At 46.7% G+C, this 12533-nt stretch carries 15 protein-coding genes; 10 read left to right on the forward strand and 5 right to left on the reverse strand.

What is annotated here, in order from left to right; translation table 11 throughout:
* The first annotated feature begins 3 nt into the window (after positions 1–3).
* Positions 4–486 carry a hypothetical protein gene (locus L0U89_RS08605; RefSeq protein WP_234861162.1) on the forward strand — a complete coding sequence of 161 codons (483 nt, stop codon included), beginning with the start codon at positions 4–6 and terminating at the stop codon, positions 484–486.
* 12 nt (positions 487–498) lie between these two features.
* Here L0U89_RS08605 and L0U89_RS08610 read toward each other — a convergent pair whose 3' ends face one another.
* Positions 499–1398, reverse strand: coding sequence for a DUF6882 domain-containing protein (locus L0U89_RS08610; protein WP_234861163.1), 900 nt, complete (start codon positions 1396–1398; stop codon positions 499–501).
* 216 nt (positions 1399–1614) lie between these two features.
* Here L0U89_RS08610 and L0U89_RS08615 point away from each other — a divergent pair, with 216 nt between their 5' ends.
* From L0U89_RS08615 to L0U89_RS08655, 9 genes are all read left to right on the forward strand, one after another.
* Entirely contained in the window at positions 1615–2004 is a 390-nt protein-coding gene (locus L0U89_RS08615; RefSeq protein ID WP_234861164.1) for a hypothetical protein, read from the forward strand.
* 294 nt (positions 2005–2298) lie between these two features.
* Entirely contained in the window at positions 2299–3021 is a 723-nt protein-coding gene (locus L0U89_RS08620) for a TMEM175 family protein (protein ID WP_234861165.1), read from the forward strand.
* A complete protein-coding gene (locus L0U89_RS08625; protein ID WP_234861166.1) occupies positions 3014–3493 on the forward strand; it encodes a DUF2306 domain-containing protein in 480 nt (159 codons plus the stop codon). The genes L0U89_RS08620 and L0U89_RS08625 overlap by 8 nt, the downstream gene beginning before the upstream one ends.
* Positions 3494–3706: 213 nt before the next feature.
* A complete protein-coding gene (locus L0U89_RS08630; RefSeq protein ID WP_234861167.1) occupies positions 3707–4678 on the forward strand; it encodes an alpha/beta hydrolase in 972 nt (323 codons plus the stop codon).
* A 98-nt stretch (positions 4679–4776) separates the two neighbouring features.
* A complete protein-coding gene (locus L0U89_RS08635) occupies positions 4777–5514 on the forward strand; it encodes a TlpA family protein disulfide reductase (protein ID WP_234861168.1) in 738 nt (245 codons plus the stop codon).
* A 231-nt stretch (positions 5515–5745) separates the two neighbouring features.
* On the forward strand, positions 5746–6351 hold the full coding sequence (locus tag L0U89_RS08640) for a c-type cytochrome (protein ID WP_234861169.1): 606 nt from the start codon (positions 5746–5748) through the stop codon (positions 6349–6351).
* 24 nt (positions 6352–6375) lie between these two features.
* On the forward strand, positions 6376–7071 hold the full coding sequence (locus tag L0U89_RS08645; RefSeq protein WP_234861170.1) for a hypothetical protein: 696 nt from the start codon (positions 6376–6378) through the stop codon (positions 7069–7071).
* An 8-nt stretch (positions 7072–7079) separates the two neighbouring features.
* Positions 7080–7514 carry a DUF4345 domain-containing protein gene (locus L0U89_RS08650; RefSeq protein WP_008626091.1) on the forward strand — a complete coding sequence of 145 codons (435 nt, stop codon included), beginning with the start codon at positions 7080–7082 and terminating at the stop codon, positions 7512–7514.
* 74 nt (positions 7515–7588) lie between these two features.
* Positions 7589–8119 (forward strand): dihydrofolate reductase family protein, encoded by a 531-nt coding sequence (locus L0U89_RS08655; protein ID WP_234861171.1) that lies wholly within the window; start codon positions 7589–7591, stop codon positions 8117–8119.
* Between the two features lie 248 nt (positions 8120–8367).
* Here L0U89_RS08655 and L0U89_RS08660 read toward each other — a convergent pair whose 3' ends face one another.
* From L0U89_RS08660 to L0U89_RS08675, 4 genes are read right to left on the reverse strand one after another with little or no spacing between them, the layout of a single operon-like run.
* Positions 8368–9165: a glucose 1-dehydrogenase gene (locus L0U89_RS08660; protein WP_234861172.1), complete on the reverse strand. Its 798-nt coding sequence runs from the start codon at positions 9163–9165 to the stop codon at positions 8368–8370.
* Between the two features lie 10 nt (positions 9166–9175).
* Positions 9176–10222 carry a S41 family peptidase gene (locus L0U89_RS08665; RefSeq protein ID WP_234861173.1) on the reverse strand — a complete coding sequence of 349 codons (1047 nt, stop codon included), beginning with the start codon at positions 10220–10222 and terminating at the stop codon, positions 9176–9178.
* Between the two features lie 6 nt (positions 10223–10228).
* Complete coding sequence (locus L0U89_RS08670) at positions 10229–11062, reverse strand: hypothetical protein (protein ID WP_234861174.1); 834 nt, start codon at positions 11060–11062, stop codon at positions 10229–10231.
* Positions 11063–11072: 10 nt separating this feature from the next.
* Positions 11073–12476 carry a S41 family peptidase gene (locus tag L0U89_RS08675; protein WP_234861175.1) on the reverse strand — a complete coding sequence of 468 codons (1404 nt, stop codon included), beginning with the start codon at positions 12474–12476 and terminating at the stop codon, positions 11073–11075.
* Positions 12477–12533 lie beyond the last annotated feature (57 nt).

The following is a 12533-nucleotide window of genomic DNA, read 5'->3' on the forward strand; positions in this document are numbered from 1 at the left end:
CCTATGAAAACTCGGCTTATTGTCATCATCGCATTATGGGCCATCAGTTCAGGTGCAGTCGGACAGAATTTCGGCTTCGCAAGGGTATTTGATGAAAAAGGGATGAAGATTGCAAAAGGCAAGGTCGTGTCTGTGACGGAAAGCCTCCTGCAACTAAGAAGAAACGGACAGGTAATTGATCTACCTGTGTCGGACATCTTCAGCATCAAGACAAAGCGGTCCGCGGGAAATAACATTGCTGTCGGGGCCGGTGTCGGGGCAGTGACAATGGCTATCTTGGGGATAGTGAGTGCTGATGAGGATGCATATATTTTCGCTTATAACGAAACAGAGGGAGCTGCGTCAGGACTACTTTTGGGAGCTCCAATGGGGGCCGCTGTTGGAGGAATTACTGCATTGTTCAAAGGTTCTAGAACCTTTGATATTGGAGGGGATGGAGCAAAGATGAAAGCATTCGAAACCTATTTGCTCTCAGTCAAAAAATAACTCCAACTGGCATCAATACTCATTGATAATCAGCTTTTTCCCAGTGGCTTTCGGATCTATTTCGTAGGCACGATTTTCCCTGGAATATCCCAAATCATTCATGAACATTACAAACTTCCTCCCTCCCTCAACGCTAAACACCTGCCAATCAAGGATAGATTTGGGATCATTGGCGCAGGGCCAGGAAAGTGCGGGAAAAAAGTATGGATCCTCATTTTCCCAATATCGGAGATGAACTTCCTCCATCCGCTCAAATGCCTGTTCAAGCTCAAGTTTTTCCTCATGATGCATGCGGTTGACGGCACATTTCTCTTCCAGAAATTCTTTCACCAAGGCGAGCAAAGCATCATCCTGTTGGAGGGAAACGTGATTTTTGGGTAGAATGGTCTGCTGTACCTTTCCGTCCCTGAGCACCTCGATCTCCATCAGCGCGAAATAGATGATCGTCTCATCCTGTCGCTTGAAGTCCGTTGCATTGGCGTCCACCTGTACCCCAAAGAGTGCGAGGAGTGAAAGGCCTGATTCTGTTGTAGCCCGGAATTTGGCCTTTTGGTATGCTTCAGGTAGGGATTGCCGAAATGCCGCTACCCTATCGCTGAGCCTTTTGTCGATGGATGCATTTTGGTCTGCCCACAGGAATGTCTTGTCCTTCAAATTGAATGTCCCCAACACTTTCGGCTGCGCGATGACCTCCAAGCCCTTTTCCTCCACGGTATAGGTCAAGGTACCCATGTCCTGGTCAAAAAGGTATGGATTCAATGGTGACATACCCCAGGATATCGTGTGGTACATGTTTCGTAGGCCCATCTCCGCTGCAGCGCCTGCCGTTGCAGTCTCCAGTTCAGCTTGTCCTTTGGCAGGAATGCCAGAAATAAGCAAGATGAGGGTGCCTAGAATTCGAATGAAAAACATGGAAATAGTGTTGTAAGTTGCTTGGGAATATCAAAGGTTTTGCGCGATGACGCACCTGGCAGTCAAGTTCGGGAATAATCAAATTGAGGGCAAATGGAAATGGTAATGGGTGAGGGTCAAAATGGGATATTCCTTCCCCAGTCTCGGACTGTGAAGGGAAAATGAGGAAAAAACATCCGAACCACTATCTTTGATTGCAAGTAAAAAGTAAAAACCATGAATACAAAACTATTGATGATGGCAAGCGCTATACTCATGGGCATCGCCGGCATCGTGCTGAGCTTTGGTCCACAAGAGGTTTTGTTAGGACTTGGCCAAGATTCCAACCAGATATCCGTCATTGCGCTTCAACTAATGGGTGCACTTTATTTTGGCTTTGCCATCACAAACTGGATAGCAAAAGGGACAATTATTGGCGGTATTTATGGCAGGCCGATCAGTATTGGAAACTTCACGCACTTTTTTGTCGGGGGACTCGCACTGGCCAAAGCCTATATGAATGAAAGCAAGCTCCCCTTGATTATTCTATTGGTGGCCATCATCTACCTGGTTTTTGCGATCCTTTTTGGATACGTCCTACTTAACCACCCAAAAAAACAGATGTAAGAATGCAGGTTGCTGCCTCTCTCCTTTCTTCCTGATTGCAACGTTCGGGTTTCCGGCTCTCCGGAAATACTTAGCCTCATTTCTTCATGGGCTTGGACCGATACAGTTTCCTTTGAACCTAAGTCAGGCTCAGATTCGATATCGTTGGCAAAAATCCCAGTCCGTGTTTTTGGAGAAAAATCAAATTTTGATACTTTTAAGTGAAGGGCTTTGGGTCGAATCACCAAACTTTCCCGTTCGGCTTGATCTTCACTTTATCGATCCTGTTTGGCCAGCCTGCGTGAATTTGTAAACATGAGAAATGAGATTTTGAAAAGCAGACAACATGACCCGCGCATCAACTACCGCGGCAGCAGCGCGTCAAGGCTCGACAACCTGACCGACGCGGTATTTGGCATCGCCATTACCCTCCTGATCTTCAATCTTTCCAATCCCAATTCCTTTGCAGACTTGTTGACATTTACCAAAACGCTTCCCGCGTTTTTGATCAGCATTTCGTTTATCGTCCTGATATGGAATGAGCATCTTGACTTTTCCGAAGTTTATGCTTTCCAAGACACAAGGCTTACTATCCTCAACACGGTATTTATCGCATTGGTGATTTTCTATGTGTACCCATTGCGATTTTTGACACTGTTCCTCACCAATTTCTTTTTCAGTACGGATATCGCGGTAAGTATCAGGGGCGACCAAGTCCCCTACCTGATGATGTACTATGGTTTTGTGGCATTTGCGCTGTATTTTATCCTTTACTTGCTATATCACAGGGCCAATGCGTTGAAAAATGAACTTGATTTAAATCCCTTCGAAGTGTTTTACACTTCCTCGCAAAAGAAAAGACTGCTGATTTTGTTTTCCGTACCCCTCTTGTCCATTTTGGTGACAGCCGTCATGAATCAATTTTCATTTGTCTGGGCTTCGGTTTTTGGGGGGATCACCTACTTTCTGTACACGCCTTTAATGATTTGGTGGCATAGGGACTTTTTGAAAAAATCAAAAGAATTCGGGCATGTATAGTTTTGTAAATAGTTCACTTGGTTGGTTTCATTTGGCCGCCTCAGTGGTGGCGATGGCGGCAGGTGCCTATATCCTTTTTGCTACAAAAGGAACCAAGAACCATAAAAAAATCGGCTACATCTATGTCTTTTCTATGGTCTTGATTTGTGGCTCGGCTTTGGGAATTTACAACCTTACAGGCCGTTTCGGCATGTTCCATATACTTGCATTCCTTGGTTTTGGGACGCTGATCGCGGGAATGTTGCCATTGTTGGTCAAGGGTATCCGGAAAGACTTTCGCGTCTTTCACCTTTGGTTTATGTACTATTCCGTATTGGGACTCTATGCGGCTTTCGCATCTGAATTGAGCGTTCGGATTCCTGATAAACCATTTTACACGATGGTGGGGATAGCCACGGGAAGCATATTTGTATTGGGCTCTTTTTTCATTTTTTGGAAAGAAAAAGTTTGGAGCCGGTACTTGTTGAAATAGCAGACTTTGTCCGGACAAATAAAAACCAACCTTACTCATTTCTTAAGTGAAAATCTGAAGTGAACTATTGTAATCCACTATAAATCACGGTAATATATTTTCACCCCCTGCTTTTTTATGATTATCTTTCTGCATCAGGTCAAAACATTATTTCAGTGATGTCTTCGACAGCTTTCATGAATTTTCTTGATTAGATTGAAAATGATCAATTGTGTGTCCAGAAAAACCAACCTTTCGATTTTAGGGCTTTTGCTCGCAACCTTTTCTGTATGCCTCGGACAGCAAGTCAAGAGCTTCGACAATGGTTCCTATAAACTCTTTTATGAGGAATTTGGCGAGGGTCCGCCGATGTATATCCTATCAGGTGGACCGGGCGAGTCCCCCGACCATCCCTACCGACAAATCGTCGACAGCCTCAAGTCGAGCTATACCTGCATCCTTGTGCACCAGCGGGGAACAGGCCTGTCGCGGGATATCCCAATCAATGAAAGCACCATTGGCATCGAGCACTATTCCCAAGACCTTGAACTCTTGCGCAAAGCCCGTGGGGATAAGAAAATCTCATTGTTGGGAATTTCCTGGGGCGGTATGCTTGCGATGAATTATGCGGCTACCTATCCGGATTTCGCTTCAAACCTGATTTTGGTCTGTTCGGGACCGCCCTCATACCGCCTTTGGAACGTGCTGTATGACAATCAATTCTCCCGACGCTCGGTCTCTGAACTGGATTCCATGAACCAACTCCAAAAAATATTTTCAAGCAAATCCGAAAAAGAACTCGACTCTCTTAAGATAGCCTGTCCGGACTGCCCTGAGGTCTCGGCATACAAGGAGTTCATACTCTTCCATGTTCGTGCAATGTATTACGACCGGAGCAAAGTATCCCGTGCTTTGTACGAGAAGGAATTCTATGATTTCAACTTTCAGGTGATCCCTATCATCGACAAACAAATCGTTGAATCACGATTTGATATCCGGGAAAAGCTGAAGAACCTGGAAATCCCCGCTCTGATCGTTTACGGGCGTCAAGATGACCAAGGGGAATCGACGTTTTTCGAACAAATAGAAAGCCTGAAGTTGGCCGAGGTACATGTCATAGAACAATGTGGACACGAAATCCTCGAAGAAAAACCACTTGAATTCTTCAGGATTTTGAAGGACTATGTGCGGCGGACAAGGGATTGAAGAACACATCAATAAGGTCAGGTATATTGGTGACAACCTTCGAAGAAGAAAACAAGTAAGGCTACAGCTCGTTATTCTTCCAAAAGCAAAAAACAATCATGAAGACGAAGATTCAGTTTGTCGTATTTCTGTTGGGTATGCTTACTTCCATTACTGGCTTTTCGCAGTCAAATGTCTATTATCGCGACGCCAACGGAACCATCAAAGATCAAAAAACCTATAACGAACAAAAGGATAAAGCCTTGGCGTCGATGCTGGAATTCTCCAAGTCCATGAATATCTATGAAGAACTGGATCAGGAATTCAACCGAAACGACTCTTTAGTCTATTCATACAAATGGCATTTTACGGATAATGTCGACCGGACCAAGGCAGAAATCGAAAGGAAGAAAGCACTGATAGGGAAAGTGTTTCCGATAAATGCCGTAAAGACCTTGGATGGCAGGGTTGTCAGCATCGATGATTTCAAAGGCAAGCCCACACTCGTCAACATGTGGTTTACCACCTGTAAACCATGTATCGAGGAAATGCCCGTATTGAATCAGATGCAGGCCGAAAACAGTGATCGATTTAACTTTTTGTCGATCACCTTCGAATCCGAATCTGCAGTCCGAAAGTTTTTGAAACGGTTTGACTTCGAGTTTGAACATATCGTGGACTCCGATGAACTGACTTCGGACCTTGGGTTCCAGAGTTTCCCGGTAAACCTCTTTTTGGATAAAGAAGGCAGACTTCGTGTGATCGAAGGGAATATTCCCTACAAGAAAAATGAGAACGGAGAGCTCGAAATCTCCGACGGCGCAGAGTTTTTGGCGATCCTGGAGGGGCTTTTGTAAGGAATCAGGGTTTTGTTTACCACTCCCAAGCGCATTCCTTGTAACAACCGAGCGGTTTTCCCCACCACGTGCGGATCCTTGAAGAAAATAAGAAGGTTCACCTTGGAGACCATTTGTGCAGATCAGGCATCAATTGGTCATTGATTACAAAAACCAAAATCGGAAAATTGCTCTGCGTGCAACCCGTTCCCACTTTTTTCCATCTTTTGGGAAAATCAAATCCCAAGTTTTATGAAAAATCGAATCCATCTTTTTGTCGGAACCGCTGCGATTGCATTTGCCCTTGCATCCTGTAAATCCAATGTGGAAAAAGAAACCACTACACCGCAGCCTGAATCAAACGCCAAAACCGAATTGGATACCAAAGTGGCCTTGGGCAAGCACTTGGTTATGATCACAGGCTGCCATGACTGCCATACGCCAAAGAAAATGGGACCAAAGGGACCTGAACTGGATATGGATCGCGCGCTGTCCGGACATCCCGCCCAACAACCGCTTCCATATCTGGATCGCAAAGAACTCGAATCCAAAGGAGTCGCAGCTACCCAAGGACTTACAGCTTGGATCGGACCATGGGGCGTTTCTTTTGCCTCCAACATCACTTCTGATGCCACGGGTATCGGCAATTGGTCTGAGGAACAATTTTTCCGTGCCTTGCGTGAAGGCAAATCCAAAGGCATTTCCACCAACAGGCAGCTGCTTCCGCCGATGCCTTATGAGATGTTTGCGCACATGACCGATGAGGAGATCAGCGCCATTTTCGCCTACCTCAAAAGCACCAATCCGATTGACAACATCGTCCCACAGCCACTTCCGCCAATGAGCGCTCCCATTTAATCCACTTCTTTTATTAAACCAACTATGAAAACAACAATCACATCAATCGTCCTTCTGCTGGCAATGATCTGCAAGCTCGATGCCCAGCAGCTCCAGCAACCCTTGGAAGATTTCCCCATGTCCAACCGGGGCTATGCATTGCTCAAATCAGGTGAAGTCATCGAGGGGAGAATCATCAATTCGAACAGTACACGTGGCATCACCAAAGTGAGTTTGGAGGACATGTCCGGCACAAAACACAAAATCAGCGCGGAGGAAATTTTTGAATTCGCCATTGCGATGAACGACGCTGTGAGGCTCCAATATATGATGGAAAGAGGTTCATCGGTGAAAAAACTCCTGTCAAAAGACCAACCGACAGCAAAGCCCAAGGACTTCATCATTTTCCGAAACACAAGCGTAAACGGACAGAAAGAACTGCTACTGCAACTGCTCAATCCAGATTTTGATGAGGTATTCGAAGTGTTTTACGATCCTTTTGCCAGAAAAACCACTTCCCTCGAAGGAGAATATATCAGATGGACAGGCGACAAACACAGGGCTTTCTTTATCTCAAAAAATGGTGGACCATTGATGAAAGTGAAAAAAGGCAACTATAAGAAAGCCTTTGAAGTGCTTTTTGGGGATTGTCCACAGGTGCTTTCGGACGTCAGAAAACCCAAACTCGAAGACCTCGGCAACCATATCCTTTTGTACCAAAATTATTGCGCCTTAAACTGACCTAAGCCATGAATAAGCTTAATAAATGGGTACTTTTCACCCGCATTTACCTTGGTTTTTCGCTCCTTTCACTGCTATCGGTGAGCATGATGGCACTTTTCGATCCGCAATCCGTGATGGATCTCGTCGACGTCCAACTCAGCAACACCGATGCCTTGAGTTCCATTCGCGGTGTGTATGGTGGAGTCGGCATCACGATTTGCCTGAGCATTCTCTACCTGCTGATCAAGCATCCCGAAAAGGGCGCAGGTTTCCTGAGCATATTTTGGGGAGCCTATGCTTTCTCCCGACTCATTACCTTGATCTCGGACGGTCCATTGGGCGATTTTGGAAGCCAATGGCTGATCATCGAATCCATCATGGCACTGATTGGACTGGGGCTTTGGCTTACCCTGAGTTCGGGCAGGAGAAAGCAGAAATTCATCTTGAATCCTAGCTTATAAACAATCATATTCGCTCACAAAAACCGCTTCGGTAAATATTTCCGAGGCGGTTTTTTTCACGTTTTCACAAAACCATGGAACGGAAAACCATCCTTTACATCGCCGCCAGTCTGGACGGCTACATCGCCAAGCCGGGCGATAATCTTGATTTTCTCGAAGCTGTCGCCCAAGACGGACAGGACTACGGCTATGGGCAATTTTACGGGCAGATAGATACCGTGATCCTGGGCAAACGAACTTACGATTGGGTAATGGGTCAAATTGGTGAATTTCCCCATCAGGGAAAAGAAACCTACGTGCTGACCCGGCAAAGCCTGCCAGCTATCGGCACGGTCCAATTCTTTTCGGGTAACCTCTCAGAACTTGTTTCCAACCTAAAATCCAAACCGGGAAAAGACATCTTCGTGGATGGCGGCGCAAAGACCGTTCATCGGTTTTTGGAGGCAGGATTGCTGGATGAGCTGATTGTTTCCTTTGTTCCTGTCCTTCTCGGGGATGGAATCCGCCTATTTCAGGCAGGTTTTCCAGAGCAAAAGTTGGAGTTGATCAGGTCAAGAAGTTATCCATCTGGTTTGGTGCAGGTTCACTATCGGTTAGTGAAGTAATTTCGGGCCGGTTCAAAGACGGGCCGGCCTATTTTTTTTGATATAAAAAAGCCCAACATCCTGACCTGTTCAGATTCGGAAAGTTGGGTTAGATTGAATGCTTTTTCAGGGTTATTTTAACAAAGCCCAATCCAACCTCTAGTCGAACATTAAAAAAAGGAACGGGAAAAAGTCCCATTCCTTTGAAATGCTTATTGATAAAAGAAGGCCTAAATCCGCAACTCGGTAAAATCAACACCAAGCAATTGTCACTCTGGCCTGGCTTCGGAACCCGCCAATATCCCACCGTCCACATTGAGCTCGATTCCCGTGACATACTTGGATTCTTCGGACGCGAGATACAGTGCAGCGTAAGCGACGTCCTCCGGTTCACCAAAATGGCCGAGAGGAATTCCAGCCTCCACGCTTTTAATGATTTTTTCCCGCATCTCTCCTTCGCCGAGCATGGCATCCCACATCGGGGTCATGATAGCAGCAGGATGGATGGAATTGCAGCGGATGTTGTAGCGCTTTTCGGCGCAGAGCAGGGCAACGGACTTGGTATGGTTTCTTACCGCAGCTTTGCTTGCAGCATAAGCGGCGGCCCCGGGAATTCCCACAAGGCCGCTGCGTGAAGAAATATTGATGATGCTTCCATTTCCCTTCCGCTTCATCAGAGGAATGGCATATTTACATCCCAAAACCGTCCCGTTGAGATTGACCCGCATGACTTGCTCAAAGGAATCCATATCTGGATTTTCCGCATCAACAGGCCCTTTACTCTCCAGAAACCCTGTGATGCCGGCATTATTCACCAAAATGTCAAGCCCTCCGAACTCCAGCAACAGCTTTTGGTACACGAGCCTCCAATCGTTTTCATCCGCTACATCCAAATGGGTATAGCATGCCATTTCTCCCAGTTCTTGGGCAAGAGCTTTTCCCTTTTCATCCAGAATGTCTGAAAGAATGACCATCGCACCTTCCCGATGAAAAACGCGGGCAATGCTTTCTCCGATGCCTCGGGCTGCCCCGGTAATCAAAGCGATTTTGTTTTCCAGTCTTCCCATAAACGATCCACTAATTTTCCAACAAGATACTCAAAGCACGAATCAAAGCACGGTCTGTACCATTCGACACTTCCTCAGGTGTATTGATCACGACCTCATCCGGCTCCAATCCGATCCCTTCGTAACTAATACCGCTTTGGTCCCGGAAGTCGCCAGTACTCATCGCAACAATCCATCCGTTTGGCAATTCCCATTTGGGATTGTCTGAAAAGGCACCAAAGGTGAAGTCGCCGACGATCTCTACGTTTTCGTTTTGGCGCATGGCCAAGGTGAAGGTCTCACCCGCGCTGCCTGTTCCCCGGTCGGTAAGCAGGACTACTGGCTTGGTATAGGCACCTGGTCTCGGAGCCAATTGCCAAAGTATCCAATCCGAAAAATCACCCGGATTTGCGCTTTGTTTGAAGCGGGTCTTCATGTATAGCTTTCTCTCCTCGGCAAAATAACTGGCCACTATTTGGGCAGAACGGTCATCGCCTCCCTCGATCCCCCGCGCATCAAAGACCAATTCATCCGTACCCGCCAAAGCTGCCAAGGCGGTACTTATATGGTCTTCATAGAAACCCGGAGCTTGACCCAAATGGTCCAAATACAGATACCCAATATTGGTGTTTTTGAATTTGCCAAACAGCACCAGAGGATTGTCAGCGGGACCAAAAAACGTCTCTTCGGAAAGGCTTTCCCGAATCAGGTCCAAATCAAAAGTCCCATCGGGAAAACTCGGCCCACTGTCAAATCGGCGGAAACCCGGATTGGGTTTGACCATCCATACGTGGCCGTCGTTGAGGCGGGAAAGCATTTCGGAGAAGAGGTCAAAGAGCTCATCAGCGCCCATTTGGTCATTCACTTTCGTTGAAAATTCGGCATGGACTTCATCCCAGTCCAATTGCTTCACTTCAAAAAGCCCATAATGGTCATCAAAAGTCGACCAAAGATACTCGAATGTAGAGACAGGGCCCTGGCTTGGTTCTTCGCCCAGCATGAGTTCGTTGCAGGAAACCAGACCAAGTCCACAGACGAAAAGGCTGGCGAATAGAGAAGTTTTGATTAATCGTTTCATGGCGTGTTAGTTTGCTGGGGAAAATTGAAAATAGTAAACCCAGGAAAGACCCAACTCATGGTTGGATTTCTTGATGGTTTGGGGCTTGGAATAATGCAGCCATTCATAGGAATAACCCAGCTCAAGGCTGCTTCGACGGGCTAGGTGGTATCGATACGCAATGCGGATTTCAGGTTGCTGAAATTGGTGGACGGAGGTGAATGTACTTCCGGACATAAAGGACTTGAATTGGGACGTTTCGGGTTGCGAAACCACGTTGCTGAAGGGCATCCTTGCGACAAAGGCGAAAATGGGGAGTTGGAAATCGCCAAGAATCTGATGCTTTGTTCCCAATCTGAGCAGGTGGGTATACCTGACCCCCAATCCCAACAAATTCATCGCCCAGGTATTCATGGCCAATCCATCGGCATAGTGAATCTGATTGCGAAGATTGACACCGAGATAGGTTTCCTGTTTTTCATTTTGAATCAACCCCCGCTGATAGCCGGCCCTGATCTCCCCGAAATACTGCGTGGGAATAAGGAGAAATCCCTCTCCTCCTTCCCCAAACTGAAATTCCCGCGTTCCCAATGCCGGAGCGATCATGGATCCTGTTTTGGCTTCCAAGCCAAACTCCCAGCGATTGCGGCCCTTCATCCGCTTGTAGTCCAGATTGATGCCGTTATAATCGGTGAAGTACATCATCGGCGATGCCTGCAAATCATGCAGTTTCTGCGTTCCCCTCAAATAAGATACTGTCAATTCGGCACCTGAATGCTCCGCTTTGTTCTGCGAAAATCCCAAGGTGGTTCCTCCCAGCAAGCATCCCGCTGCCAGTAAGTTTTTCAATAGTCTGTTCATAATTTTTGGTTTAGTGGTTGGGTCTGACGACCAGTTCAAGTGCTTTTTCCATCACAGGGTCCTTTCCATTGACGATATCTGCCGCAGTGGGCACGATGGGATGATTGGGTAAAATCCCGCGGTCCCTAGGCATTGCCGGATTCAGGTTTGCCATATGGAATCCCAGCCGGGGAATTCCAAGATCAATCTTGGAATGCGGCAGGGTGACGATGGTGAAAAATCCGCTGCTGTTGATTTCCGCTCCTCCGGCAGTTTCTTCCCCAACAAAATGCGCCCGTCCATCTGCCTGGACTCGGGCAGATAACTCCGTCGTCACCGAGAAACTCTGCCCATCCAGCAACACGATCAGATTGCCATCAAATCGGTTCTTGTGGGATTTGTAGGTTTTCAGCCCGGGAGCTTTGGTGAATCGGAAGACTCCATCTTTCTCCTTTGAAAATGAATTCAGCATACGGAAAATCTTGGAAGTATGGCTTGGATAGTCTGTTTTCTGATTTCTCCTTGTCGTTACATAGTCGTAGTATTCAAATTGATCTTGGGCGAGGTAACGGTACAGTTCTATCCCCAGCTTTTCAAATCCTCCTTCATTTCCCCGCAGGTCAAGAATCAGGTTGCAGATGTTTTCTTCTTCGAGTGATTTGAATGAGTTTCTCAAAAACCGCTTGAAATCAGGCTCATGCTTGTAGGAGAAAAAGCGGTTGATCTTCATGATTCCCGTCCAGCCATTGGTCATGCGAAAGGAAAAAGGGGTGTCTTCGGTCTTGAAGCTTGCCTCTATTTGGTCCTTTTCCACGCCATTTCCCTTCCAGATTTGGAGCTTCCCATCGTGGAGCAATTCCACTTCATAGCTTTCATTCAGGCCATATTCAAAGGCATGAAGGGCCGAAAAGTAGCGGTTGAGCTGGAATCTCTTTCCCCCATCGCTGTCTCCATCCCCAAAGCTCAGTCTTTTCCATATCGCATCTTTGATGGAGGCAATCGGCCTACCGTTGATACTGACTACTTCGGCGAGGACCGGAACGTTTTCGCCACCGAAATGAGTAAGAACTTTCACTTTTTCCGCCTCAAAATGGAGTTGCAGGGGAAAAAGGCCAGATGTAAAAGCCCCATAGTGCTGGTCTTCGCCTTGGATTATCCATTTGATATGGCCGTCTTTCAAGGCCGCTAGGGCGGGACGCATGGTCTGATAAAATTCCAACTGATCCATAGGCCGGTCAAGTTGGCGTTCGATATCAGAGAAAATGACCTGAAAGCCAGCCTCATCCGTATATCGGTACATTTCTGGATGGAAGCGCTCAAGGGCATCCCTAAAGATTCCCAAATCTTCCTTGAGCTGATCGGGATTGAGCGTTTGGGCCGGAGATTGTGGCGAAAATGCCTGCAGCCCAAGAATAAATGTGAGTAGTTTTTTCATAGTCGTCTGAGTTAAATGAAAATTGATTTCTTGTTTTTCTACTTCCCAGATGGGGCT

This window comes from Mariniradius sediminis (assembly GCF_021491425.1).
GTDB classification, from domain to species: Bacteria; Bacteroidota; Bacteroidia; order Cytophagales; family Cyclobacteriaceae; genus Mariniradius; species Mariniradius saccharolyticus.

Bases quoted from the DNA above. Each gene is read 5' to 3' on its own strand.
- L0U89_RS08655 (WP_234861171.1), top strand. From the start codon at position 7,589: ATGGAACGGAAAACCATCCTTTACATCGCCGCCAGTCTGGACGGCTAC.
- L0U89_RS08640 (WP_234861169.1), top strand. From the start codon at position 5,746: ATGAAAAATCGAATCCATCTTTTTGTCGGAACCGCTGCGATTGCATTT.
- L0U89_RS08665 (WP_234861173.1), bottom strand. From the start codon at position 10,222: ATGAAACGATTAATCAAAACTTCTCTATTCGCCAGCCTTTTCGTCTGT.
- L0U89_RS08675 (WP_234861175.1), bottom strand. From the start codon at position 12,476: ATGAAAAAACTACTCACATTTATTCTTGGGCTGCAGGCATTTTCGCCA.
- L0U89_RS08635 (WP_234861168.1), top strand. From the start codon at position 4,777: ATGAAGACGAAGATTCAGTTTGTCGTATTTCTGTTGGGTATGCTTACT.
- L0U89_RS08610 (WP_234861163.1), bottom strand. From the start codon at position 1,398: ATGTTTTTCATTCGAATTCTAGGCACCCTCATCTTGCTTATTTCTGGC.
- L0U89_RS08625 (WP_234861166.1), top strand. From the start codon at position 3,014: ATGTATAGTTTTGTAAATAGTTCACTTGGTTGGTTTCATTTGGCCGCC.
- L0U89_RS08670 (WP_234861174.1), bottom strand. From the start codon at position 11,062: ATGAACAGACTATTGAAAAACTTACTGGCAGCGGGATGCTTGCTGGGA.
- L0U89_RS08605 (WP_234861162.1), top strand. From the start codon at position 4: ATGAAAACTCGGCTTATTGTCATCATCGCATTATGGGCCATCAGTTCA.
- L0U89_RS08645 (WP_234861170.1), top strand. From the start codon at position 6,376: ATGAAAACAACAATCACATCAATCGTCCTTCTGCTGGCAATGATCTGC.
- L0U89_RS08620 (WP_234861165.1), top strand. From the start codon at position 2,299: ATGAGAAATGAGATTTTGAAAAGCAGACAACATGACCCGCGCATCAAC.
- L0U89_RS08650 (WP_008626091.1), top strand. From the start codon at position 7,080: ATGAATAAGCTTAATAAATGGGTACTTTTCACCCGCATTTACCTTGGT.
- L0U89_RS08615 (WP_234861164.1), top strand. From the start codon at position 1,615: ATGAATACAAAACTATTGATGATGGCAAGCGCTATACTCATGGGCATC.
- L0U89_RS08660 (WP_234861172.1), bottom strand. From the start codon at position 9,165: ATGGGAAGACTGGAAAACAAAATCGCTTTGATTACCGGGGCAGCCCGA.